Consider the following 23,169-nt stretch of genomic DNA (forward strand, 5'->3'; position numbering starts at 1 on the left):
TGTTGCGTGGCCGGCGCGCCGTCGTTTCTTTGCAGCCCGGAAGTCTGCTGCTAAATCTTCTGCCCCTGCGGCGCCTTCGGCACTGCCGGCGCCACGCCGCTGCCGCTTCCGCCCACATCGATCTTGATCCGCTGCACTTCCGTGCGGCCTGCCGGATACTTCACTTCGATCATCACTTCATCACTGCCGACGAAGTCCGCCTTCGATTGATAGAAGGCGATGAATCCTGGCACTTCGAGAGCGAGGCACTGCTTGTAATTGGTGGCGCTCACCTTGCCGCGCTTGATGCTGACGGTGCCGTTGATTGGCGGCGTGACCATGCGCAGGGCGGGCAGGGTGCCCGAGGTGCAGTCGGGCTGAACGTTGAGATAAACGCCGACCTGGAAGTTGCGCGCAGTCGGCCCCTTGGCGGTCCGCTCGACGACAGACGGCGTCGCGGCAGGCGGCAGGGGCGTCTGCGCCCAGACGGCGGTTCCGGCACCGGTTCCCGCCAGAGTGCTTACGACGAGACTCAGCGCGACAACCGGCTTGCGAAACATGGAATTTCTCTCGATTGGCGGGTGATAACAGCGCGTCGCGACATCCCAAGGATGCAGCAAAAGTGCTGTCATATCAATGGATCGGCAGTTCGTGGGCCGGGTCGACGAGGGGCGGTTGGCCGGTCTCACGACTTGGTGTAATTCTTTGAATCAAAACGTGTTTGGGTAGCTTCGCGGGGCAATCGCCACATCTGTGGCGGGCATGCTAGGAGAACGCACGGCGCCGATATGGTGAATCGCCGCGCGCCTTTAAGAATTCTGAGGTTTGTTGAATGGTGTCGAAAGAAACTTCCGCAGCGAAGGATGCGGCGCGCACGCTGCGGGTCGGCGTCGTGGGCGCAGGTGTCATGGGCACCAATCATGGCCGCGTGCTGGCCGGGCTGCCGGGCATTGAAATGGTCGGCATCGTCGATCCCATGCTCGAACATCGCACCCGCGCCGAGAAACTGATCGGCTGTAAGACTTTTTTGGATCTCGATGCATTGCTCACCACTGGCGTCGATGCCGTCGTCATCGCAGCTCCCACTCACTTGCATCACGAGATAGCGCTCGCCTGCATCGCTAGGGGCATCCACGCCCTCGTCGAGAAGCCGGTGGCATCGACGGTGGAAGAAGGCCGCGACATCGTGGATGCCGCGCGCAAGGCCGGCGTGACGCTGATGATCGGCCATGTCGAACGTTTCAATCCGGCGGTCGCCGCCATCAAGAAGGCGATCGAGGGTGAGGATATTCTGTCGATCGGCATCACGCGCGTCGGCCCGTTTCCGCCGCGCATGTCCAATGTCGGTGTCGTAATCGATCTGGCCGTGCATGACATCGACCTGATCCGCTGGTTCACCGAGAGCGACATCGTCGAGGTGCAGCCGCAGCTGGCCTCCGCCGTCGCCGAGCGTGAGGACATTGCGCTGCTCCAATTCCGCACCGCGTCGGGCGTGCTCGCTCATATCAACACCAACTGGCTGACGCCGTTCAAGGCGCGCACCGTCACCGTCGCGACACGCGGCAAATATGTGATGGGCGATCTCCTCACCCGTCAGGTCACCGAGTGCTTCGGCTTTCAGACCGACGGCAGCTATTCGATGCGCCATCTGCCGGTCGGGCAGGATGAACCGCTGCGCGCCGAATTGATGGCGTTTCTCGACGCCGTGCGCACCGGCGGCGTGCCGGCAGTGACCGGCGAGGAGGGCGTCGCCTCCCTCGAAATAGCCATCCAGTGCCTTGAAGCGCCGAAGACGCGCACGGCCACAGCATCACGTCCGGCGCCCCGCAAGGTCGTCGGCTGAGGCAACGGTGAACCGGCGCATGCATGCGCCGGCGTCCAATATACAGACTTTAACACGACACTCTGCAGGCCAAGTATCATGAACCAGCACACGCGCATCGATCCCGTTCCCTTTATCGACCTCAATGCGCAGCGTCAGCGGCTGGGCACGTCGATCGACGAAGCGGTCACCCGCGTGCTCAATCACTGCCAGTTCATCAACGGCCCGGAAGTCATTAAGTTAGAGACCGAGCTAGCCAAGTATTGCGGCGCCAAGCATGTGATCAGCTGCGCCAGCGGCACCGACGCGCTGATGATGGTGCTGATGGCTAAACAGATCGGGCCGGGCGATGCGGTGCTGTGCCCGTCCTTCACTTTCTGCGCCACCGGCGAGGCCGTGGCCTTGGTCGGCGCGTCGCCTGTGTTCGTCGAAGTCGACGAAGTCACTTTCAACATCAGCCCTGAGTCCGTGAAGCGTGGCATTGCCACCGCCAGGAAGGCCGGTCTCAGGCCCCGGGCGATCATCCCGGTCGATCTGTTCGGCCAGCCGGCCGATCTCGATGCGATCAACGCCATCGCCGAAGCCGAGGGCCTGTTCGTGCTTGAAGACGCGGCGCAGGCCTTCGGTGCCACCTATAAAGGCAAGCGCATCGGCACCTCGGCGCTCGCCACCACCACCAGCTTCTTTCCGGCCAAGCCGCTCGGCTGTTTCGGCGACGGCGGCGCGATCTTCACCGATGACGACCAGCTCGCCGAGGACCTGCGCAGCATCCGCATCCACGGCCAGGGCTCCGACAAATACGACAATGTCCGGTTGGGGATCACCGGCCGCCTCGACACCATCCAGGCCGCGGTGCTGCTGGAAAAGCTGAAGATCTTCGACGACGAAATCGCCGCCCGCAACAAAGTAGCCGACCGCTACGCCCGCAGCCTCGGCAACCTCGTCACGGTGCCGCGTGTCGCCGAAGGCAATACGTCGATCTGGGCCTGCTACGTGATCCGCCTGCCCAAGGGCACGGACCGCGACGCCTTTGCCAATGCGCTGAAGGCGCAGGGCGTGCCGACTGCGATCTATTATGCGAAGTCGATGCATATGCAGACCGCCTATAGGGATTATCCTGTCGTCGATGGCGGCCTGCCGGTCTGCGAGGCGCTGTCGGCCGACGTCATCAGCTTGCCGGTGCACGCCTATCTCGACGAGGCCACACAGGATCGTGTCATTCAGGCTGTGCGGGACGCACTGGCCGCTTGATTTGGCCGTTTTGCAGCGCCGCTTCATGCTGTAGAAGCGGCTGATGCTGGGACGCATTTTCACCGTCGGCGGATATACGCTGCTCTCGCGGATCACCGGTTTCGCGCGCGACATCATGCTCGCGGCGATCCTTGGCGCCGGGCCGGTGGCTGACGCCTTCTTCGTGGCGCTGCGGCTGCCCAATCACTTCCGCGCCATTTTCGCCGAAGGCGCATTCAATGCCGCCTTCGTCCCGGCATATGCCCATGTGACGGGAAAGGGCGGCCCGGCATCGGCGCATCTGTTTGCCGATCGCATCTTCACGCTGCTGTTCGCATCACAGGTCGTGCTGCTCATCCTGGCCATTCTGTTCATGCCGCAGGCCATGAGCGTCCTGGCGCCGGGCTTTACCGATGATCCCGCGCAGCGTCATCTCGCCATCGAGCTGACACGCATCACCTTTCCCTATCTGCTGCTGATCACGCTGGTGACGCTCTATGGCGGCATGCTCAACGTGATGCAGCGTTTCGCCAGTGCTGCTGCGGCCTCGATCTTCCTCAATATCTCAATGATGGCGACACTGGCGCTGGCTGCGTTCTTTCCGAGTGCAGGTCACGCGGCGGCTTGGGGCGTGTTGATTTCGGGCTTTCTGCAATATTTCCTGCTCGCCGGAGACCTGCAGCGTCATGGCGGACTTCCTCGTTTTGCGCCGCTGCGCCTCGACGAGGACGTGCGCGGGTTCTTCCGCGCGCTCGGCCCGGCGACGCTGGGCTCCATGGGCACGCAAGTCGCATTGTTTGCCGACACCATCATCGCGACCTTCCTGCCGGTCGGCGCATTGTCGGCGCTGTATTATGCCGACCGTCTCAACCAGTTGCCGATCGGTGTGATCGGCATCGCCATCGGTACGGTGCTCTTGCCGGAAATGTCGCGGCGGATGGCGGCAGACGATCACGTCGGCGCCATGGGCGCGCAGCGGCGTGCCTTCCTGTTCACGCTGTTGTTCTCGCTGCCCTTCGTCGCCGCATTTCTCGTGGTGCCCGATGTCATCATGCGGGCGATGTTTGCCCGCGGGGCTTTCACCAAGGCCGATGCCGCCGTCGCTGCGGCGACGCTGGCCGCCTATGCCATTGCGCTCATCCCCTTCGTGATGATCCGCAGCGCAGTCGCAACTTTCAACGCCCGCAAGGACACCACGACGCCGATGATTGCCGCGCTCACCGGTATCGCAGTCAACGTCGCGCTGAAGATTCTGTTGATGGGACCTCTGGCGCAGATCGGCCTCGCGCTTGCTACCGCGGCGGGAGCCTGGATCAATCTGTTGCTCGTGATCTTCTTCGCCATGCGGGCCGGCTATCTTGAATTCGACCACGCATTCCTGCTGGCACTCGGCAAATTCGCGCTGACCGGCGTGGTCCTCGCTGCGGTGCTATGGGGGACCGCGCGTCTTGCGGCGGAGCAGTTTGCGGGCCTCACCAGCCTCCGCGACGAAGCGACGCTGGGAGTTCTCATCATCGTGACCGTCCTGGTCTATTCGGCATTGGTCCTGATGCTTTTCGGCAAAAGCTGGCTGCGCAGCCTGGTCCGCGCCAGATAGCTCGCTTCATCGTGTCCCAAAGTCGGGCAGGGCGACGCTCTGTGCCACTTGCCGCCGTTCTCCCGCAGTGTAGATTGAGTCTAAACTGCATGCGGAGGAACGATGGCCCCCATCAAATTCGGCGTCGGACAGAGTGTCCTGCGCAAAGAAGACGACGCCCTCATTCGTGGCCGTGGCCGCTATACCGACGATCACGCGCCCGCCACGCTGCATGCCCTGGTGCTGCGCTCGCCGCATGCCCATGCCAGTTTCACCATCGATGTCAGCAAGGCGCGCACGCTTCCTGGTGTGGCTGCGATTCTGACGGCAGAGGACACCAAGGACCTCGGCGGTCTGCCTTGCCTGTTCAATCTCGAGGATCATCCTTTCACCGGGCCGGATTATCCGATCCTCGCCGCCGGGGAAGTCCGCCATGTCGGCGACGCCGTGGCCTTCGTGGTTGCGGAGACTGTCGCGCAGGCGCGCGATGCGATTGAGGCGATCGAGGTCGACTGGAAGTCGCTGCCGTCCGTGAACGGTCTGGTCAATGCCGTCGCCAAGGGCGCGCCGCAGGTGTGGGCCAAGCATGCCGGCAATGTGCTGTTCGATGTGCCGATCGGCGACAAGAAGGCGGTCGATGCGGTGTTCGCCAAGGCGCCAGTTGTCGCCGAAGTGAAGATCGTCAATCCGCGCGTCATCATCAATTATATGGAGACCCGCGCGGCGATCTGCGAATACGATGCCAGGCGCGATTACATGACGCTGACCATCGGCAGCCAGGGCAGCCATCGTCTGCGCGACATCCTCTGCGATAACGTGCTGAAGATGCCGAAGGACAAGATGCGCGTGATCTGCCCTGATGTCGGCGGCGGTTTCGGCACACGGCTGTTTCCCTACCGTGAATATGCGCTGGTGGCCTTTGCCGCGAAGAAGCTCGGCAAGAATGTGAAGTGGGCGGCGGATCGCACCGATCACTTCCTCGGCGACGCGCAGGGCCGTGACAATGTCACCCATGCACGCATGGCGCTCAGCGAGGACGGCAAGTTTCTCGCCATGGATGTCGACCTGATGGCCGACATGGGCGCCTATCTGTCGACCTTCGGGCCATATATCCCGCATGGCGGTGCCGGCATGTTGCCGGGTCTCTACGATATCCAGACATTCCATTGCCGCGTCCGCACGGTGTTCACCAACTCCGTGCCGGTGGATGCTTATCGCGGCGCCGGCCGTCCGGAGGCCGCCTACGTCGTCGAACGTCTCGTCGATCAATGCGCGCGCAAGCTCGGCATGTCGCCGGATGCGATCCGCCGCAAGAACTTCATCCCGCCGAAGGCGATGCCGTACAGGACCGCGACCGGCAAGGTGTACGACTCCGGCGATTTCACCGCGCATATGAAACGCGCGATGGATGTCGCGGGCTGGAAGGAATTTCCAAAGCGGGCCAAGGCCGCGAAGAAGGAGGGCCTGGTTCGCGGTATCGGCATGGCCACCTATGTGGAAGTCTGCGGCACTATGGGCGACGAGACCGCCAATGTTGCTGTTGGCGCCGATGGCGACATCACCATTTTGATCGGCACGCAATCGACCGGGCAGGGTCACCACACCGCCTATGCCCAGATCGTCGCCGAACAGTTCGGTGTGACACCGGACCGCGTCCACATCGTCCAGGGCGACACGGCGAAGGTGGCGACCGGTCTCGGTACCGGCGGCTCCGCATCGATCCCGACCGGTGGCGTCAGCGTGCAGCGCGCCACCAGGCAGCTCGGTATCAACCTCAAGGAGCTGGCGGCGGATGTGCTGGAAACCAGCGCCGCCGACCTCGAGATCGATGGCGGCGTGGTGAAGATCGCCGGCACTGATCGCTCGGTGTCATTCGCCGATCTCGCAAAGAAGGCCAATCCGTCGAAGCTCAATGCGTCTGAAACCTTCAGCAGCGCCGACGGCACCTTCCCCAACGGCACCCATCTGGTCGAAGTCGAGATCGATCCTGCGACCGGCAAGATCGCCATTGTCAATTACGTCATCGTCGACGATTTCGGCGTCACGCTGAATCCGTTGCTGCTGGCCGGCCAGGTTCATGGCGGCACCATGCAGGGCATCGGCCAGGCGCTCATGGAGCAGGCGATCTATGATCCCGAGGACGGCCAGCTCGTCACCGGCACTTTCATGGACTATGCGCTGCCGCGCGCGGCCGACGGCGCGCCGATCTCGTTCGAGACCCACAACATCCCCTGCGTGACCAATCCGCTGGGGGTGAAGGGGGCTGGCGAGGCCGGCGCCATCGGCTCCTGTCCGGCTGTGATGAACGCCATCATCGATGGTCTCTATCGCGAATACAAAATCGAGCACATCGACATGCCCGCAACTCCTGAGCGGGTGTGGATGGCGATCCGCGAGCACGAACGGCTCCACACGCTGTAAAGCGCCGCCGCCGGGAATAGCCGGATGGCGGCGGGGTTCATCTACATGTTGCGAACTAGTCCTAATTGAATTCCAAACAGGGGTATTGGTTGATGAAACGTGCGCTTCTCGTTGTCGGAGCTTTGCTGTTGGGCGTGGGGGCGGTCTCGGCCCAGCAAGAGATCGTCAAGGAACGCCAGACGCTGATGAAGTCCAATGGTCGCGCTCTTGGCGGCACGCTCAGCGCGATGGCCAAGGGCGACAAGCCCTATGATCAGGCCGCGGTCGAGGCCGCGCTGACCGTGCTGGACGAAACCGCCAAGAAGCTGCCGACGCTGTTTCCGGACAGCACCAAGGGTCTGAAGGCCGAGGGTGACTATTCGACGTCGCCGAAGGTCTGGGAAGACAAGGCCGGTTTCGATGCCCACATCGTCACCTTCGCCAAGGCCGTCACCGACGCCAAGGCCAAGATCAAAGATCTCGACAGCCTCAAGGCGAATGTCGGCGGCATCGGCAAGGCATGCGGTGGCTGTCACGAGACGTTCAGGCTCAAGATCTGAGTCAGACCTCAGTCGGCAGAGCTATTTACGGACAAGATTGTCTGAAGTTGGTGCATGACATTTCGAAGCGCAGGCTTGGCGATCTTGCCGATGCGGTCAGCGTGCCGAACTTCAATGGTCGCGATCTTGAACGGGCGAACGACTGATGCGACGGGGAGGCCGCTACGCTCGTGCTTCGGGATGGGTACATCGCCGAGCCATGGCCTGTTCTCTGCGGATGTAATCATGACGACCCAGAGCAACGCGCTGGCTTCTCCTATCGGGCCGGAAGACACGACCAAAGCGGGGCGACGTTGCCTCGTGTCCTTATCTGTATAAGGAAATGGGACGCGGATGATATCGCCTTGCTCAAAGTCGGCCATAGGCCTTCCGGTCAGCGGCGCTATCCCATTCGTCGAATGTCGCGAAGGGGTCTTCGGGTTTGCTCTGCTCGGCACGCGTAAGGACCACGCGGCCTTCTTCGATGGCATAGGCGATCTCGTCGCCTTCCTTCAGCCCAAGCGCCGCGCGCACGGGTTGGGGGATCGTCGTCTGAGCCTTGCTGGTCATCTTGCTGGTGATCATCGAGCATCCTCAGATTACAATGTAAGGAAAGTCCTTACATTGTTCAAGTGGATGTCTCCGGAAATGAGATGTTTCCCGACAGCACGAGGGCGAGTGCTGTAGCACTCGCCCTCGTGTCCAGGCCATGTTCGGCACGAATGTTACTTCGTCACCTGTCCGCGGATCTCGCCGCCTTTGTTGGCCTCAGTGTGGATGTTGACATAGTACTTGCCGGCCAACAGGTCGGCGGCCTGTGCGTCGGTCAGCGTGGCGCTGCCTTCGGAGCCGGATGTGGCTGGTGTGATCGGTACGGCCACTCCGGCATTCTTGCCGGCTTCGGCGGGGCCGTGGAAATGCGCCATGGTCGCAGGACCCGTGAGGCCGGAATAGGTCAGCTTCCAGGTCAGCTTCTTGGTGGCGGGATCGAAGTCGATATCGGCGGTGCCCTTGCCGGCGCTGGTATTGGCGGGCACTTCGGAGGCGCTGTCGAGGGTCGCCTTCATCTTGTCGGCGGAAGCGGGGCCGGCGAGGGCGATACTGGCGCCGAGTGCGAGGGACGCGAGCATGATCGAACGAGATGACATGGTTTTCTCCCTGATGATGGTGAGGTCGTCATGGCTGGAAACATCCGAGACGCCAATTCATTCCCCCGGGAGCCTAAGGGATGGATCACGGTTTCGTTCCGGCAGCGGCTGTTCGACGCGCTTTATGTGCTGAAGTTTGACCCGGATACCAATTGGACATGCACGTGCTGAAACGGCTTTTCATTCTCGCATTTGTCGCGGCTGTCATCGGCCTCGGCGTGTTCTGGTGGCTGACGATTCCCGTAACAGTGGCTGCGAGCACGCTCCCGCCGCACACGCCCAATCCCGGCAATGGCGCAGTGGTCTTCAATGCCGGTGGCTGCTCGTCATGCCATGCGACGCCGGCGCAGCGGGATCGGCTCAAGCTTGGCGGCGGGCTGCCGCTCACATCGCCGTTCGGTACGTTCTATGTGCCAAACATCTCGCCGGATCCGGTCGCCGGGATAGGCCGCTGGAGCGAGGCTGATTTCGTCACGGCGCTGTTGAAGGGGACGTCGCCGAACGGTTCGCATTACTTTCCGGCCTTTCCCTACACGTCCTATCAGCAGATGAAGATGGAGGACGTGCGCGATCTGTTCGGCTATCTAAAGACGCTGCCACAGGTCGCCAGCAAGGCGCCGGATCATGCGGTGCCATTCCCGTTCAACATCCGCCGCAATCTCGGCGTCTGGAAGCTGCTGTTCCTCGATGGCAAACCCTTCGAGGCGGATGCATCGAAGTCGCCGCAGTGGAATCGCGGCAGTTATCTGGTGAATGCGCTGGGCCACTGTGCCGAGTGCCACAGCCCGCGCAATGCGCTGGGCGGCATCGTGACGGCACAGCGCTTTGCCGGAGGTCCTAATCCTGACGGAGAGGGTTGGGTACCCAACATCACCCAAAAGCGTCTCGGTGACTGGAGCGAAAAGGACATCGGGTATTTTCTCGAAACCGGGCAGACCCCGGAAGGTGACACCGCCGGTGGCTCAATGGCCCGCGTGATCCGCAATACCTCCCAGTTGAGCGCAGACGACCGCTCGGCGATGGCGCTCTATCTGAAATCGCTCCCTGCGGTGGAGGGGCCCATCAGGCCCGCCAAAAAGGGCTAAAACCGCCCGCGCAAGGTTGGGTTGTGGCGAGGTGCAGCCTTGCATGGAAACCCGCCAAGCCATGTCGCATCGGCGGTTTTCGTGAGGAGGCTCACGTGATTGTGTGCTGCAACATGAAGACCCCCACGATTCCCCTGATCTCCATTTCCTCGAACTCATGAACATCTTCAAAGCCGTGTCGCTGAAGATTGCCAGCACCATGGCGTTTGCCATCATGGGCGCGCAGGGTCGCTATCTCGGCAGCGACGTGCCGCTCGGCGAGATCGTGTTTGCGCGCGGGTTGTTTGCGCTGATCCCGATCGTGCTGTTCTTCGGCTGGCGCGGTCAGTTGCGCGGCGCGCTGCGCACCAACCGGGTCTCCGCGCATCTGGTGCGTGGCTCGTTCAGCGTGATCGGGACGTTCTGCACCTTCGGCGCCCTGGCGCGATTGCCGATCGCGGATGTCACCGCCATTGCCTTCATCGCGCCGCTGATCACCGTGGTATTCGCTGCGATCTTCCTGAAAGAGCAGGTCCATGCCTATCGCTGGTCGGCGGTAGCGATCGGCTTTTCCGGCGTGATCCTGATGCTGTCGCCGTATTTCCACGACCACGCGGCGCTGACCACGTCGATGATCGTCGGTCTGTCGCTGGCGCTGCTCAATGCCTTCTCGTCGGGCGGTGCGACCATCCAGATCCGCCGGCTGACCGCAACGGAGTCCTCATCCGCGATCGTCATCTTCATGACGCTGATCGTGATGGCGGCATCGCTGCTCACGGCGCCATTCGGCTGGCGCTGGCCGACGAATTTCGAACTGGCACTGCTGGTCGGTATCGGCATTTCCGGCGGCCTCGGGCAGATGCTGTTCACCGAGAGCTATCGCTATGCGCCGGCGTCCTTCCTGGCGCCGTTCGACTACACGGCGATGCTGTGGGCCTTCCTGCTCGGCTTCTGGATGTTCGGCGAGGTGCCGACGCCTTACGTGGTCGGCGGCGCGGTAATCGTCGCGGGCGCAGGCATCTTCGTCATCCTGCGCGAACGCCATCTTGGCCTGAAGCGGCTGCGTGACACACCGATGTCGCCGATTTCTACCATGGCCGATGACGAAGCCGATCCGGATGCGCCTATTGCCGTCCGCGCAAAGTCGCGCTGATTTTTCGTTCGATTTTGTTGCAATGCACACTGCGCTTGGCTGGCAAGCTGTGCCATTTTGATTTTAGAACGCGCGCAAATCACAGGGCCTTGCTCCTGCCACGCGGCTGGATTTATATGCATTTGCTGCTTTCACGCGGCATCCCGTGCATGACGGGCTCATGAGGCGAAATGACCGCGCAAGGGTGCTTGCCGGACGTGTCGTTCCTTCCCAGATAGACCCGGCTGCACAGAATTTTCTGACGACAGACGTTCCCGAAATCAAAGAGGTTACCAATGGTCAACCGCCTGCAATTCTACATCGATGGCGCCTGGGTCGATCCCGTCGTCAAGAAGACCACCCCTGTCGTGAATCCGGCGACTGAAGATGCGATGTACGACATTGCGCTGGGCTCCAAGGCCGACGTCGACAAGGCTGTCGCCGCTGCCAAGCGCGCTTTCGAGACGTTCTCCCAGACCACCCGTGAAGAGCGCATCGCGCTGCTCGAAAAGATCATCGCGGTTTACAAGACCCGTATGTCGGATATCGGTGCGTCGGTCTCCGACGAGATGGGCGCTCCGCTGCCGATGGCCGAGAAGCTGCAGGCCGGTGCCGGGCTCGGTCATCTCGTCGCCACGCTCGACGTGCTGAAGACCTACAAGTTCGACGAGGCGCACAACGCCGCCATGATCACGAAGGAGCCGATTGGCGTCGTCGGCATGATCACCCCGTGGAATTGGCCGCTGAACCAGATCGCCTGCAAGGTCGCACCCGCGCTCGCCGCCGGCTGCACCATGCTGCTGAAGCCGTCGGAATACACCCCGACCTCGGCCTTGATCTTCGCGGAAATCCTCCATGAAGCCGGCGTGCCGAAAGGCGTGTTCAACCTCGTGAATGGTTTGGGCCCCGACGTCGGCGTCGCCATGAGCGAACATCCCGACATCGACATGATCTCCTTCACCGGTTCGACCCGCGCCGGCATCGACGTTGCCAAGCGCGCCGCGAACACCGTGAAACGCGTCAGCCAGGAACTCGGCGGCAAGTCGCCGAACGTGATCCTCGATGGCGCCGACTTCGTGAAGGCCGTCACCGGCGGCGTCGCGCACATGTTCAACAACTCCGGACAGTCGTGCAACGCGCCGAGCCGCATGATCGTGCCGCAGGCGAAGATGAAGGAAATCGCCGCCATCGCGAAGGCCCAGGCGGACAAGACCAAGGCCGGCGATCCGCGCGCTGATGGCACCGTCATCGGTCCGGTGGTCAATCGCGGCCAGTGGGACAAGATCCAGGGCCTGATCCAGAAGGGCATCGAGGAAGGCGCCACGCTGGTCGCCGGTGGGCCCGGCCTGCCGGAAGGCGTCAACAAGGGCTTCTATGTGCGTCCGACGATCTTCGCCGACGTGACCGAGAACATGACCATCGCGCGCGAGGAAATCTTCGGGCCGGTGCTCGTGATCATGGGGTCCAAGGACGAAGCCGATGCGCTCCGCATCGCCAACGACACGCCCTATGGCCTCGCTGGCTACGTCTCGGCTGACACGGTTGAGAACGCCCGCAAGTTCGGCCGTCGCATCCGCGCGGGCAACGTCAACCTGCAGGGCGCTCCGAACGATCGCACGGCGCCGTTCGGCGGCTACAAGCAGTCGGGCAACGGCCGCGAATGGGGTAAGCACGGTCTTGAGGACTTCCTCGAGGTCAAAGCAATCGCCGGCTACACCGCGGCGTAAGACCGCGTCGTTGAAGCGCAAGCTTCGTGACTGAAAACGCCGGCATGGAGCCATCCATGCCGGCGTTTTTGTTTCTACGATGGTCTCTCCGCCGTCATTGCGAGGAGCGAAGCGACGCGGCAATCCAGAAGGCCACAAGCGTGGAAAGACTGGATTGCTTCGCTACGCTCGCAATGACGTTGAGAGGGCGGTGTACCCGTCAGCCCCCCAACGCCCCCTGCGTGTTTACATACACCGCATAGATCGACTGGCTCGATGCCATGAACAGCCGGTTGCGTTTCACGCCGCCGAAACAGACATTGGCACAGCGCTCGGGCAGCGCGATGCGGCCGATCTGTTCGCCGTCGGGCGCGAAGATGAAGACACCGTCTAGCTCCGGCTTGCCCATGCCCCAGCCGCACCAGAGATTGCCGTCGATATCGCAACGCATGCCGTCGGGCGTGCCCGGACCAGCATCGATCAGCACGCGCTTGTTCTTGAGTGTCTTGCCGTCGGCAGCAACGTCGTAAGCGAGAATCTTGCGATTCGGCACACCGCGGGATTCCACGACATAGAGCAGCTTCTCGTCCGGTGAAAAGCATAGCCCGTTGGGGCCGAGCACATCGTCGGCGACAATGGTGGACGTCAACGTATCGCCATCGATGCGATAGATATTCTGTCCGATCTCGGATGGCGCCTTGTTGCCCTCATAATCACTCATCAATCCGAAGGGTGGATCCGTGAACCAGATCGAGCCGTCGGACTTCACCACGACGTCATTCGGCGAGTTCAGCTTCTTGCCTTCGAAATTATCCATCAGCACCGTGATGGAGCCGTCATATTCGGTGCGTGTGATCCGGCGCCCGTGTTCGCAGGTGATCAGGCGTCCCTGGCGATCCCGCGTGTTGCCATTGCCGTAATTCGAAGGTCTGCGGAAATCGCCGATCGCGCCGGTTTCCTCTTCCCATTTGATAATGCGGTTGTTGGGAATGTCCGAACACAACAGATAGCGGCCGTCACCGAAATAGACCGGTCCTTCGGCCCAGCGCATGCCGGTGGCGATGCGTTCAATGGCGCCGAGCTTGATCCAGTATTTTTCGAAGCGGGGATCGAGGGCGTGAATGGCAGGGTCGGGATAATAGGTCGCCGGCTGCCAGCCGCGCGATGTTATGTCGGACATTGGCGTCTCGTTCTCTGTCGTTTCCTCGGATGCGTTTGCTAACATCGGCGAGGGTAGGCGGCAAGCAATGTCGGTTCCACTGCCTTGCCGTTGCGCCTGTACCGCGCCATACTTGTCTGACAACTGACAACATTGCGAGGGACGGAATGAAGATCTTGATGACGGGCGCATCTGGCGGAATTGGCACGCGCTTGCGCGAATTGCTGCCGCCGATCTATCCTGACCTGGCGCTGAGCGATCTCACCACGCCGCCCAATCTCAAGCCGACCGAGAATTTCAAACAGGCCGACCTCGCCGATCTCGCCGCCGTGGAGGCGATCTGCGAGGGCGTGGACGGCATCCTGCATTTCGGCGGCTTCTCGGTGGAGGGTCCGTGGGACACCATCCTGCAGGCCAATATCATCGGCGGCTACAATCTGTTCGAGGCCGCGCGCAAGAAGGGCGTCAAGCGCATCATCTTCGCGTCATCGAACCATGCAGTTGGTTTTTATCCGCGTCACAGCAAAATCCCGCCCGATGTCACCGCGCGGCCGGACAGCCGCTACGGTGTCAGTAAGGTGTTCGGCGAGGCGGTGGGCTCGCTCTACGCCGACAAATATGGACTGTCGGTGACATGTCTGCGCATCGGCAATTTCGGTGACCGTCCGCTGGATCAACGTCGGCTGTCGATTTGGCTCAAGCCCGAGGATCTGGTGCAGCTCTGCCAGATCGGGCTCGAACATCCCGCGATCCATTTCGAGGTGCTGTATGGCGCCTCCTATAACGAGCGCGCCTGGTGGGATAACTCCCGCGCCTATGAACTCGGCTATCGCCCGGTCGGCAAAGCCGAGGATCATCGCGAACACGCAATGGCGGAACAGGCGAAGATGAAACCCGATCCGGTCGGTGATTTCTATCAGGGCGGCGCATTTTGCAGCGCCGAATTCGCCGGCGATTTCAGCAAGGTGTGGGAGCCGAAATAGGGGCCCAGCCAGTCCGTCCCGCGCATTGACAAGAATTTTGGCGGCTTCATAAGAAGCATTCAAAACAAGCTTGGAATGGGAACGCGACATGGCCGACGGATTGCGCAAGGGGCTGACCAGTTACGGTGATGCCGGGTTCTCGCTGTTCCTGCGCAAGGCCTTCATCAAGGCTATGGGTTATTCCGACGATGCGCTGGACCGGCCCATCGTCGGCATCACCAACACCCATAGCGACTACAATCCGTGCCACGGCAATTCGCCCCAGATCATCGAGGCCGTGAAGCGCGGCGTGATGCTGGCCGGCGCGCTACCGATGGTGTTTCCGACCATCTCGATCGGCGAAAGCTTCGCCCATCCGACCTCGATGTATCTGCGCAATCTGATGGCGATGGATACCGAGGAGATGATCAAGGCACAGCCGATGGATGCGGTGGTCGTCATCGGCGGCTGCGACAAGACGCTGCCGGCGCAGATCATGGCGGCGCTCTCAGTGGATCTGCCGACCGTGGTGATCCCGGTCGGTCCGATGGTGGTCGGCCATCACAAGGGAGAAGTGCTCGGCGCCTGCACCGACTGCCGACGCATGTGGGGCAAGTTCCGCGCCGGTGAGATCGATCAGCAGGAAATCGACGATGTGAATGCGCGCCTCGCGCCGTCGGTCGGCACCTGCATGGTGATGGGCACGGCCTCCACCATGGCCTGCATCACAGAAGCCATGGGCCTGTCGTTGCCGATGAGCGCGACGATCCCGGCGCCCCATGCCGAGCGCTTCCGGTCCGCTGAAGCCAGCGGCAAGGTGGCGGCGACACTGGCGAAGAACAAGGGACCGAAGCCGAGCGAATTCCTGACGCCGGGCTCGTTCCGCAATGCGCAGGTGGTGCTGCAGGCGATCGGCGGCTCCACTAACGGCCTCATTCATCTCACCGCGATGGCCAACCGTACGCCGAACCGGATCGATCTCGCTGCTTTCGACGAACTCGGCCGCGACGTGCCGGTGCTGGTCGATCTGAAGCCGTCGGGCGATCACTATATGGAGCACTTCCATCACGCCGGCGGCGTGCCGAAACTGATGGCGCAGCTCGGCGATCTCATTGATCTCGACGCGAAATCTGTCACCGGCGAGACGCTGCGCGAGATCGTTGAGAATGCCGAAGAAGTGCCGGGCCAGGACGTGATCCGCTCGAAGGACAATCCGATCAAGCGCGAAGGCGGGCTGGCGATCCTGCACGGCAATCTGGCACCGCGCAGCGCCGTCATCAAACATTCCGCCGCGTCGCCGAAGCTGATGCAGCACACCGGCCGTGCCGTGGTGTTCGAGTCCGTTGAGGACATGACCAACCGCGTCGATAGTCCCGATCTCGATGTGACTGCGGATGACGTGCTGGTGCTGCGCAATGCCGGTCCCAAGGGCGCACCGGGCATGCCGGAGGCCGGCTATCTGCCAATCCCTATGAAGCTGGCGCGTGCCGGCGTGAGGGACATGGTGCGTATTTCAGACGCGCGCATGAGCGGCACGGCCTTCGGCACCATTGTGCTGCACATCACGCCGGAGAGCGCCGTGGGTGGCCCGCTGGCGCTTGTGAAGAACGGCGACATGATCCGTCTGGATGTGGCGAAACGGTCGATCGATCTGTTGGTCGACGATGCCGAGCTTGCAAAGCGCCAGGCTGCGCTCCCGCCAGCGAAGACGCCGGACTGGGCGAAGCGCGGCTATGCGCATCTGTTTCACACCACGATCCTGCAGGCCGATGACGGCTGCGATTTCGACTTCATGACGGCGAAGGGGAAGAGCTGACGCTAGCCGGCAGCCGCCGACACTTCTTGCGCTGTCGGCATCGACGGCCCGGCGCCCATCCGCTGTACGCAAAGCGAGGCGGCGACATTAGCATAGCCAATGGCGCTCTGCAGTGAATGTCCATCCGCAAGCTTTGCGGCAACAGCCCCCACGAAACAGTCGCCGGCACCGGTGGTGTCAATGGCCTTCACGATGCGGGCGACTTCGAGGTGGACCCGGCCATCGATCAGCGCGATCGCGCCGCGCTTGCCCAGCGTGATGCAGATGTTCGGCCGATGATCGGTTTGCAATGTCGATGCGGCGGCGATGAAGCGTGCATCGGGATCGGTGTCGAGCAGTTCGAGACTTGCAAGCAGGCCGAGTTCGCTTTCATTGAGGATCAGAATATCCACCAGAGCCATCAGCTCACGGTCAATCGGCATCGCCGGTGCTGGATTGAGAATCGTCGTTGCGCCGGATGCGCGCGCCCGCGTGAAGAAAGCCGTGATGGCCGGCAGCGGAATCTCGAATTGGCTGACGGCGATATCGCCTTTTCGGAATGCGGACGCAGCGACATCGGCCACATTGACCAACGCATTGGCGGCGGGAATGACAACGATGGTGTTCTCAGCTTTCGCAACGGTGATGATCGCTGTTCCCGTGCCGGCGCCAGCGACCTCACGCACGTAAGCGAGATCGACGCCCTGCATGGCCAGAAATGCCCTGGTGTCGCGGCCAAAGGCATCCGCGCCGGTACAGCCGATCAGCATGGTCGCTGCACCAAGTTTCGCCGCAGCAACGGCCTGATTGGCGCCCTTGCCACCGGGAAAATACAATACCTCGCGGCCTGCCACGGTTTCGCCGATTGCCGGATGGCGGTCGGCGGTCGCGACTACGTCCATATTGATGCTGCCGGCGACGACAATCCGGCTCATGGTGGTCACACCTGTGCCCGATATTCCTCACGCACCGCTGCGATGTCAGCCAATGTCGGTAGTCCCGCTTCATTGCCAAGCCGCTGGATCTTGAACGTCGACGCGGCCCGCGCGAATTTGAAATGTTCGGCCCAGCTATGGCCGGGATTGGCGAGGTACGAATAGACATAAGCGCCGTGGAAGACATCGCCGGCGCCATTGGTATCGATCACTTTCTCACGCGGGATCGGCAGCGCGGGCAGTGTGTGCACGGTGCCTGCCTCGTCATACCAGAGCAGGCCCTTCTCGCCGAGCGTGACGCCGCCGACGCGGCAGCCGCGGCTCTTGAGATAGTCGAGCATCTTCTCCGGCGTCAGATCCATCTGTTCGCACAGACGTTCGGCGACGATGGCGACGTCGATGAACTCCAGCAGCTCGTGCGTATTGGTGCGCAAGCCGCCGCCGTCGAGTGAGGTGAGAATGCCGGCTTCGCGGCACAGCTTCGCATAATGGATCGCGGCATCGGGCTGATGGCCGTCGATATGCAGCGCGCGGCAGGCGCCGAGATTGAGCAGCGGGAACGGATGGATGTGTTCGTCGTCGCGGCAGCGGACGATGGCACGCTTGCCGTCTTTCGGCATAATGAAGGATAGCGACGAACTCGCCACTTTCCGCGGATGGACCTCGATAGCGTATTTCGCCGACATGTCCATGAACATGCGGCCGAGCCAGTCATTGGCTACGGTGGCGATGAGATCGGGCACAATGCCCAGCTTGGCGCAGCAGAAGGCCGCCGTCACCGCATTGCCGCCGAATGACACGGCATAGTCGGAGGCGACGTGTTTCTCGTCGCCGGTCGGCATATGGTCGGTAATGAACGTGACGTCGATATAGGTCTGTCCGATAAAAAGTGCCTTCATGAATCCGTCCGTCTCGCCTGAGGGATGGCTGCACCCGTCCGGAGACGGCGCATCAGTCAGCTTAACAGCGCTTGCGACGAGGTCACCACCGAAATTGTGCGATGCCGCGGGATGCCGCAGCCGGGCGGACTCGGTTTTCAGCATTGCGGCTCGAAAACTGGCATAGTTCGATCACAACAACGCCACGAAGAGGGGAGGGATGCGATGATCACCGGGCTGGATCACGTCGTCATTTTGCTGGAGGACCTGGAGGCGGGGATCGCCACCTATCAGACCCTGTTCGCCCGCGCGCCCGCCTGGCGCAGCACCAGCGACGGTGCGGCCATGGCGATCTTCACGGTGGCCAACATGTCGGTCGAGCTGATGGCGCCTGTCGGTCACGGCCCGGCCGCCGATCGCATCAGGGCCGTGTTGCCGGAGCAGGGTGCGACGCTGGCCAGCATCTGTTTCCGGACCGGCGATATCGCGAAGATGCATCGCCGGCTCGATCGCCTGGCGCTGAAGCCTGATCCTATCGCCGAGGTCGAGAGCATGGATACCGAGACCGGCGCCACACTCTCCTGGAAGCGCACCCGCGCGGCGACGGACGCGACGCGCGGCGTCCGGCAATTCTTTCTGGAACTGTCCGACGAGCGCCCGGTGTCGCCCCCGGTGGGCGATACGCCGTTCCTTGGCCTCGACCATATCGTTGTCGCCACGCAGGATCCGGAGCGCGCCGCTGCGCTCTATGGCGCGCGACTGGGCCTCGATATGGCGCTCGATCGCTCCAATCCGGAGTGGGGCCATCTGATGTTCTTCCGCTGCGGCGATCTGATCGTCGAGGTCGTGCATCGCCCCGACGACAAGGCCGACAAGAATCGCGACAAGCTCTGGGGCATGACCTGGCGCGTTGCCGACGTCGATGCCGTGCGCGAGCGTTTGCTCGCCGCGCATGTCAACGTGTCGGAGGTGCGTAACGGGCGCAAGCCGGGCACCCGCGTTGTCAGCCTCCGCGACGGGACCTGCGGAATTCCGACGCTGCTGATCGAGCGGACGGGGAAGGATTGAAGAAGGGCGGGACATCGCCCTCGGTGTCGTCCCCGCCTAGCACGCCGAAGGCGTGCGCGGGGCGGGAACGACCGAAAGAATTTACCCCCGCCACAACATCGAACAACCCTGCCACAGCAGCACCAGCGAGATCACGAGCAGCAGTGCATAGGCAATGTTGTAGAACAGATTAGTGGGCGTGTGCTTCACCAGCCAGATGCCCATGAAGTTCGCGATGATGGCCATCGGCAGCAGCGCCAGCGATGTCGCAAAATTGCCGGCTTGGAATTGGCCGAGCGCGATGTAGGGCACGATCTTCAGCGCATTGACCACGGCGAAGAAAATCGTGGTGGTCCCGACCAGCACCAGCTTCGGCAGCCGCTGCGGCAGCACATAGACCTGAAATGGTGGGCCGCCGGCTTGAGTCATGAAGGATGTGAAGCCCGATACCGCGCCCCAGAATACGCCGCCGGCCGGGCCCATGCGGGTCGGTTCGATCCTGGCGCGCTTGCGCCAGACGTCGATCACGAAGATGAGGCCGATCAAACCGACAGTGATGCGAACGGCATTGTCGGAAATATAGGAGGCGAGCAGCCACGCCAGCGTCATGCCGGCGACCGCGCCCGGCAACATGATCTTCAGATTCGAGGCGTCCCATTCGCGGCGATAGACATAGATCGAGATCAGGTCCTGCGTGATCAGCACCGGCAGCAGCAAGGCGGCGGCCTCGAGCGGCGGCAGATACAGCGCCAGCAGCGGCGTGGCGGCAATGCCGACGCCGGAAAAGCCGCCTTTGGAGAGGCCAAGGAAAATCACTGCCGGAATGGCGACGGCATAGAAGAACGGGTCTGTGATGATGGCAGGCACAAGCAGGTCCGGTTGGGGCAGGGCAGTGATAGCGACGGCATCCGCAAAAGGCGATGCCCGTTTGCGCATATGGCCTGGAACATGCTTTGTTCTCAAGCGGGCAAACGCATGCTACACGCGATAGACGTGCGGCTGTTGCGTCATTCCGCTGAGCGACGGGATTCGGGTTTGGCAAAAACAACTAAAAAAGCGCCGAAGAAAGCATTGAAGTGGCAGCGTGACCCGGAAGGGATGCGTCTGCGCATTCTCGAGGCTGCCAAGAAGGAATTCGCGAGCAAGGGCCTCGCTGGTGCGCGCGTCGATCGCATTGCTGCACAGGCCGGCGCCAACAAGCGCATGCTCTACTATCACGTCGGCAACAAGGATGCGCTCTATCTTGCGGTACTCGAAGGTGCCTATGAGCAGATCCGCGCCGAAGAACGCACGCTCGATCTCGAACATCTCGATCCGCCCGAGGCCATCGAGAGCCTGATCGCCTTCACTTGGAACTACTTTATCCGCAATCCGGAATTCCTCGCGCTGCTCAACACCGAGAATCTGGAGCGCGCGAAGCACATCAAGCGCTCCACGAAGGTGAAGTCGATGCATTCGCCCTTCGTGGAGATGATCCGCACAGTGGTGTTGCGCGGCGTCGCGTCAGGCGATTTCAAGGTCGCGATGGATCCGGTGCAGCTCTACATTTCCATCGCCGCGCTGAGCTTTTTCTATATCGGCAACAACGCCACGCTCAGCGTGATTTTCGGCAGGGATCTCCTGGCGAAGGAGGCGAGGGACGAGCGGCTGGCCCATATGGTGGCACTCGTCCTGGCGGCGCTCACCGGGCGTTCGGTCGCCGAATTCCAGTTGCCCCCCGGCATCGGTTGTCCACACCCCGACGCGCCAGAGCGCCTGAAATCATTGCATAATTCTCGCTAGTTAAGCGCCCAATTGACAACGGCGAAGCCATGCGCTGTATTTATCCAACGAGTTAAATGCGACCGCGAAGCCGGCATCTGGGAGACGAGACGCGTGAGTGAGAAGAAAGCACCCGGCAGTGTATCGAAGCTGCTGAACGCCTCATGGCTGCGCCCATTCCTGTTGCTGGTGATGATCGTTGTCGGCTGGGATCTGGCGATCCGCATCTTCAACATTCCTGCCTATCAGATCCCTGCGCCCGGCGACGTCGTGAAGGTGCTCTACACCGATTGGCCCGAGCTGCTCGCGCAGTCAGGGCCGACGACTTACGCCACGCTGCTCGGCTTTCTCGCCTCGGCCGTGTTCGGCATCCCGATTGCCATGCTGATCGCCGGTTCGCGGACCGTCGAAAGCTATGTCTATCCGCTGCTGGTGTTCTCGCAGTCGATTCCCAAAGTCGCTATCGCGCCCTTGTTCGTGGTGTGGTTCGGCTTCGGCATCGTGCCGAAGATCATCGCCGCCTTCCTGCTCGGTTTCTTTCCCGTCGTCGTGTCGGCGGTGCAGGGCTTCAAGTCGGTCGATCCCGATATGGTCGATCTCGCCCGCGCCATGAAGGGCAGCCGCTTGCGCGTGTTCTGCGCCGTGAACCTGCCACACGCGCTGCCGGCGATCTTCTCCGGTCTCAAGGTGTCCGTCACGCTCGCCGTCGTCGGCGCGGTGGTCGGTGAGTTCGTCGGCTCCAATTCCGGTATCGGTTATGTGCTGCAGCGCTCGATCGGCACGTTCGATCTGCCGACGATGTTTGCGGCTCTCGTGATCCTCGCGCTGCTCGGCGTCATTCTGTTCTGGCTGGTCGATCGTATCGAACGCTTTGCGATTCCCTGGCACGTCAGCCAGCGCGCGGATGTCTTTATCGGGTCCTGATCGGGGACGCGCAATTTCCAAACAAGCGGTCCGGCGAAACGGGCCGCGATCACCTGCTTCAATGGGAGGCTAAAAATGCTGAAATGGGTTACTGCTGTTTCGACTGCCGCGATCACCGTCACGCTCGCACTCGCCACGCCGGCCGCTGCGGCCGACAAGGTGACGCTGATGCTCAACTGGTATGTCTATGGTGAGCATTCGCCGTTCTATTACGGCAAGGCCAAGGGCATCTATGAAGCCGAAGGCATCGATCTCGACATCCAGGAAGGCCGCGGTTCGGCGGCCACCGTGCAGGCCGTTGCCGCCAAGAGCGTGAACTTCGGCTATGTCGACGTTCCCACCATGATGCGCGCAGCCGTGAAGGGCGCCCCGGTGATCGCCACCGGCGTGCTGCTGCAGACCTCGGCCATGTCGGTGATGGGCTTCGTCGACAAGAACATCAAGAAGCCGGACGATATCAAGGGCAAGACCGTGGCGATTACGCCCGCGGATTCGATGACCCAGATCTGGCCGCTGTTCCTCAAGAAGGCCGGCCTCAAGGAATCCGATTTCAAGACCGTCGCCGGCGACGGACAGACCAAGCTCAACGCCGTCATCAACGGCCAGGCTGACCTGCTGCTCGGCTATGTCATGGACCAGTCCATGAAGATCAAGGATGCCACCGGCAAGGATGTGTATCCGATCAAGTTTGCCGATTACGGCATTCATCTGGTGTCGTCGGGCATCATCACCAATACTGACTATGCCAAGGCCAATCCGGATCTTGTGAAGCGCTTCATGTCGGCCACCACCAAGGCCGTCGAAGCTGCGTCGAAGGAGCCGAAGGCTGCCGCGCAGTCGATCCTCGATGCCAACCCGAAGGGCGGCAAGATCGAGACCCTGACCCAGGGCTTCGAACTCACCATCCCGCTCTACACCACGCCGGAAACCAAGGGTAAGCGCCCGTTCCAGGTCACCGATCAGAACATGAAGGAATCGGTGGAGCTGATGGTCGAATACGGCGGTCTGGAAGCCAAGGCCAAGGAAAATCCGAAGGCCTTCTACACCAACGAATATCTGCCGAAGTAACCGGCCCGGTTATCTCGACCGAACTGACGAAATCAACAGGACTA

At 61.9% G+C, this 23,169-nt stretch carries 22 protein-coding genes; 14 read left to right on the plus strand and 8 right to left on the minus strand.

Annotation, left to right across the window (positions count from 1 at the left end; genetic code table 11):
• Window positions 1-50: 50 nt before the first annotated feature.
• Window positions 51-539 (minus strand): hypothetical protein, encoded by a 489-nt coding sequence (locus AB8B20_RS32045; protein WP_439071094.1) that lies wholly within the window; start codon window positions 537-539, stop codon window positions 51-53.
• 272 nt (window positions 540-811) lie between these two features.
• On the opposite strand from AB8B20_RS32045, the gene AB8B20_RS32050 reads away from it, so the two are divergent.
• The 5 genes from AB8B20_RS32050 to AB8B20_RS32070 all read left to right on the plus strand — a co-directional run bounded on the left by AB8B20_RS32050 (window position 812) and on the right by AB8B20_RS32070 (window position 7,567).
• Entirely contained in the window at window positions 812-1,822 is a 1,011-nt protein-coding gene (locus AB8B20_RS32050; RefSeq protein WP_439071095.1) for a Gfo/Idh/MocA family protein, read from the plus strand.
• A 78-nt stretch (window positions 1,823-1,900) separates the two neighbouring features.
• On the plus strand, window positions 1,901-3,052 hold the full coding sequence (locus AB8B20_RS32055) for a DegT/DnrJ/EryC1/StrS family aminotransferase (RefSeq protein ID WP_439071096.1): 1,152 nt from the start codon (window positions 1,901-1,903) through the stop codon (window positions 3,050-3,052).
• Window positions 3,053-3,095: 43 nt separating this feature from the next.
• Window positions 3,096-4,628: a murein biosynthesis integral membrane protein MurJ gene (gene murJ / locus AB8B20_RS32060; protein ID WP_439071097.1), complete on the plus strand. Its 1,533-nt coding sequence runs from the start codon at window positions 3,096-3,098 to the stop codon at window positions 4,626-4,628.
• A gap of 102 nt (window positions 4,629-4,730) precedes the next feature.
• A complete protein-coding gene (locus tag AB8B20_RS32065) occupies window positions 4,731-7,028 on the plus strand; it encodes a xanthine dehydrogenase family protein molybdopterin-binding subunit (protein WP_439071098.1) in 2,298 nt (765 codons plus the stop codon).
• Between the two features lie 92 nt (window positions 7,029-7,120).
• Window positions 7,121-7,567: a c-type cytochrome gene (locus AB8B20_RS32070; RefSeq protein ID WP_093761935.1), complete on the plus strand. Its 447-nt coding sequence runs from the start codon at window positions 7,121-7,123 to the stop codon at window positions 7,565-7,567.
• A gap of 8 nt (window positions 7,568-7,575) precedes the next feature.
• Here AB8B20_RS32070 and AB8B20_RS32075 read toward each other — a convergent pair whose 3' ends face one another.
• The 3 genes from AB8B20_RS32075 to AB8B20_RS32085 all read right to left on the minus strand — a co-directional run bounded on the left by AB8B20_RS32075 (window position 7,576) and on the right by AB8B20_RS32085 (window position 8,694).
• The gene (locus AB8B20_RS32075; RefSeq protein WP_439071099.1) at window positions 7,576-7,929 is read right to left on the minus strand and encodes a type II toxin-antitoxin system PemK/MazF family toxin; all 354 of its coding nucleotides are present in this window, start codon (window positions 7,927-7,929) and stop codon (window positions 7,576-7,578) included.
• Window positions 7,916-8,131: a type II toxin-antitoxin system PrlF family antitoxin gene (locus AB8B20_RS32080; protein ID WP_089266946.1), complete on the minus strand. Its 216-nt coding sequence runs from the start codon at window positions 8,129-8,131 to the stop codon at window positions 7,916-7,918. The genes AB8B20_RS32075 and AB8B20_RS32080 overlap by 14 nt, the downstream gene beginning before the upstream one ends.
• Before the next feature lie 140 nt (window positions 8,132-8,271).
• On the minus strand, window positions 8,272-8,694 hold the full coding sequence (locus AB8B20_RS32085) for a CHRD domain-containing protein (protein ID WP_439071100.1): 423 nt from the start codon (window positions 8,692-8,694) through the stop codon (window positions 8,272-8,274).
• Window positions 8,695-8,858: 164 nt separating this feature from the next.
• Here AB8B20_RS32085 and AB8B20_RS32090 point away from each other — a divergent pair, with 164 nt between their 5' ends.
• From AB8B20_RS32090 to AB8B20_RS32100, 3 genes are all read left to right on the plus strand, one after another.
• Window positions 8,859-9,779, plus strand: a complete 921-nt coding sequence (locus AB8B20_RS32090; RefSeq protein WP_439071101.1) for a c-type cytochrome — start codon at window positions 8,859-8,861, stop codon at window positions 9,777-9,779.
• Window positions 9,780-9,936: 157 nt separating this feature from the next.
• Window positions 9,937-10,911, plus strand: coding sequence for a DMT family transporter (locus AB8B20_RS32095; protein WP_093761931.1), 975 nt, complete (start codon window positions 9,937-9,939; stop codon window positions 10,909-10,911).
• A 275-nt stretch (window positions 10,912-11,186) separates the two neighbouring features.
• Window positions 11,187-12,617, plus strand: coding sequence for an aldehyde dehydrogenase family protein (locus AB8B20_RS32100; protein ID WP_068738114.1), 1,431 nt, complete (start codon window positions 11,187-11,189; stop codon window positions 12,615-12,617).
• Between the two features lie 199 nt (window positions 12,618-12,816).
• On the opposite strand, the gene AB8B20_RS32105 is transcribed toward AB8B20_RS32100, so the two are convergent.
• Window positions 12,817-13,776 (minus strand): SMP-30/gluconolactonase/LRE family protein, encoded by a 960-nt coding sequence (locus AB8B20_RS32105; protein ID WP_439071102.1) that lies wholly within the window; start codon window positions 13,774-13,776, stop codon window positions 12,817-12,819.
• A 146-nt stretch (window positions 13,777-13,922) separates the two neighbouring features.
• On the opposite strand from AB8B20_RS32105, the gene AB8B20_RS32110 reads away from it, so the two are divergent.
• On the plus strand, window positions 13,923-14,738 hold the full coding sequence (locus AB8B20_RS32110; protein ID WP_439071103.1) for an NAD-dependent epimerase/dehydratase family protein: 816 nt from the start codon (window positions 13,923-13,925) through the stop codon (window positions 14,736-14,738).
• 88 nt (window positions 14,739-14,826) lie between these two features.
• Entirely contained in the window at window positions 14,827-16,533 is a 1,707-nt protein-coding gene (locus tag AB8B20_RS32115) for an IlvD/Edd family dehydratase (RefSeq protein WP_439071104.1), read from the plus strand.
• A gap of 2 nt (window positions 16,534-16,535) precedes the next feature.
• Here AB8B20_RS32115 and AB8B20_RS32120 read toward each other — a convergent pair whose 3' ends face one another.
• Together AB8B20_RS32120 and AB8B20_RS32125 are read right to left on the minus strand one after the other, a co-directional pair.
• Window positions 16,536-17,447, minus strand: a complete 912-nt coding sequence (locus AB8B20_RS32120; protein ID WP_439071105.1) for a ribokinase — start codon at window positions 17,445-17,447, stop codon at window positions 16,536-16,538.
• Between the two features lie 5 nt (window positions 17,448-17,452).
• Window positions 17,453-18,346, minus strand: coding sequence for a sugar kinase (locus tag AB8B20_RS32125; protein ID WP_120291164.1), 894 nt, complete (start codon window positions 18,344-18,346; stop codon window positions 17,453-17,455).
• Between the two features lie 204 nt (window positions 18,347-18,550).
• On the opposite strand from AB8B20_RS32125, the gene AB8B20_RS32130 reads away from it, so the two are divergent.
• On the plus strand, window positions 18,551-19,393 hold the full coding sequence (locus AB8B20_RS32130) for a VOC family protein (protein WP_439071106.1): 843 nt from the start codon (window positions 18,551-18,553) through the stop codon (window positions 19,391-19,393).
• A gap of 81 nt (window positions 19,394-19,474) precedes the next feature.
• On the opposite strand, the gene AB8B20_RS32135 is transcribed toward AB8B20_RS32130, so the two are convergent.
• Window positions 19,475-20,239 carry a sulfite exporter TauE/SafE family protein gene (locus AB8B20_RS32135; RefSeq protein ID WP_439071107.1) on the minus strand — a complete coding sequence of 255 codons (765 nt, stop codon included), beginning with the start codon at window positions 20,237-20,239 and terminating at the stop codon, window positions 19,475-19,477.
• Window positions 20,240-20,470: 231 nt separating this feature from the next.
• Between AB8B20_RS32135 and AB8B20_RS32140 the strand changes: the two genes are divergently transcribed.
• The 3 genes from AB8B20_RS32140 to AB8B20_RS32150 all read left to right on the plus strand — a co-directional run bounded on the left by AB8B20_RS32140 (window position 20,471) and on the right by AB8B20_RS32150 (window position 23,125).
• A complete protein-coding gene (locus tag AB8B20_RS32140; RefSeq protein ID WP_439072995.1) occupies window positions 20,471-21,154 on the plus strand; it encodes a TetR/AcrR family transcriptional regulator in 684 nt (227 codons plus the stop codon).
• A 171-nt stretch (window positions 21,155-21,325) separates the two neighbouring features.
• A complete protein-coding gene (locus AB8B20_RS32145) occupies window positions 21,326-22,057 on the plus strand; it encodes an ABC transporter permease (RefSeq protein ID WP_246297556.1) in 732 nt (243 codons plus the stop codon).
• Window positions 22,058-22,132: 75 nt separating this feature from the next.
• Window positions 22,133-23,125, plus strand: a complete 993-nt coding sequence (locus tag AB8B20_RS32150; RefSeq protein WP_439071108.1) for an ABC transporter substrate-binding protein — start codon at window positions 22,133-22,135, stop codon at window positions 23,123-23,125.
• The last annotated feature ends 44 nt before the right edge of the window (window positions 23,126-23,169 follow it).

Origin of the sequence: Tardiphaga sp. 866_E4_N1_4 (genome assembly GCF_052076075.1) — a bacterium.
GTDB classification, from domain to species: domain Bacteria; phylum Pseudomonadota; class Alphaproteobacteria; order Rhizobiales; family Xanthobacteraceae; genus Tardiphaga; species Tardiphaga robiniae.

What these genes read in the sequence shown, in the direction of transcription:
- AB8B20_RS32085 (WP_439071100.1), bottom strand. Translation starts at nt 8,694, where the DNA reads ATGTCATCTCGTTCGATCATGCTCGCGTCCCTCGCACTCGGCGCCAGT.
- AB8B20_RS32125 (WP_120291164.1), bottom strand. Translation starts at nt 18,346, where the DNA reads ATGAAGGCACTTTTTATCGGACAGACCTATATCGACGTCACGTTCATT.
- AB8B20_RS32070 (WP_093761935.1), top strand. Translation starts at nt 7,121, where the DNA reads ATGAAACGTGCGCTTCTCGTTGTCGGAGCTTTGCTGTTGGGCGTGGGG.
- AB8B20_RS32110 (WP_439071103.1), top strand. Translation starts at nt 13,923, where the DNA reads ATGAAGATCTTGATGACGGGCGCATCTGGCGGAATTGGCACGCGCTTG.
- AB8B20_RS32080 (WP_089266946.1), bottom strand. Translation starts at nt 8,131, where the DNA reads ATGATCACCAGCAAGATGACCAGCAAGGCTCAGACGACGATCCCCCAA.
- AB8B20_RS32075 (WP_439071099.1), bottom strand. Translation starts at nt 7,929, where the DNA reads ATGGCCGACTTTGAGCAAGGCGATATCATCCGCGTCCCATTTCCTTAT.
- AB8B20_RS32050 (WP_439071095.1), top strand. Translation starts at nt 812, where the DNA reads ATGGTGTCGAAAGAAACTTCCGCAGCGAAGGATGCGGCGCGCACGCTG.
- AB8B20_RS32045 (WP_439071094.1), bottom strand. Translation starts at nt 539, where the DNA reads ATGTTTCGCAAGCCGGTTGTCGCGCTGAGTCTCGTCGTAAGCACTCTG.
- AB8B20_RS32120 (WP_439071105.1), bottom strand. Translation starts at nt 17,447, where the DNA reads ATGAGCCGGATTGTCGTCGCCGGCAGCATCAATATGGACGTAGTCGCG.
- AB8B20_RS32055 (WP_439071096.1), top strand. Translation starts at nt 1,901, where the DNA reads ATGAACCAGCACACGCGCATCGATCCCGTTCCCTTTATCGACCTCAAT.
- AB8B20_RS32105 (WP_439071102.1), bottom strand. Translation starts at nt 13,776, where the DNA reads ATGTCCGACATAACATCGCGCGGCTGGCAGCCGGCGACCTATTATCCC.
- AB8B20_RS32115 (WP_439071104.1), top strand. Translation starts at nt 14,827, where the DNA reads ATGGCCGACGGATTGCGCAAGGGGCTGACCAGTTACGGTGATGCCGGG.
- AB8B20_RS32095 (WP_093761931.1), top strand. Translation starts at nt 9,937, where the DNA reads ATGAACATCTTCAAAGCCGTGTCGCTGAAGATTGCCAGCACCATGGCG.
- AB8B20_RS32145 (WP_246297556.1), top strand. Translation starts at nt 21,326, where the DNA reads ATGATCGTTGTCGGCTGGGATCTGGCGATCCGCATCTTCAACATTCCT.
- AB8B20_RS32130 (WP_439071106.1), top strand. Translation starts at nt 18,551, where the DNA reads ATGATCACCGGGCTGGATCACGTCGTCATTTTGCTGGAGGACCTGGAG.
- AB8B20_RS32065 (WP_439071098.1), top strand. Translation starts at nt 4,731, where the DNA reads ATGGCCCCCATCAAATTCGGCGTCGGACAGAGTGTCCTGCGCAAAGAA.
- AB8B20_RS32140 (WP_439072995.1), top strand. Translation starts at nt 20,471, where the DNA reads ATGCGTCTGCGCATTCTCGAGGCTGCCAAGAAGGAATTCGCGAGCAAG.
- murJ (WP_439071097.1), top strand. Translation starts at nt 3,096, where the DNA reads ATGCTGGGACGCATTTTCACCGTCGGCGGATATACGCTGCTCTCGCGG.
- AB8B20_RS32100 (WP_068738114.1), top strand. Translation starts at nt 11,187, where the DNA reads ATGGTCAACCGCCTGCAATTCTACATCGATGGCGCCTGGGTCGATCCC.
- AB8B20_RS32150 (WP_439071108.1), top strand. Translation starts at nt 22,133, where the DNA reads ATGCTGAAATGGGTTACTGCTGTTTCGACTGCCGCGATCACCGTCACG.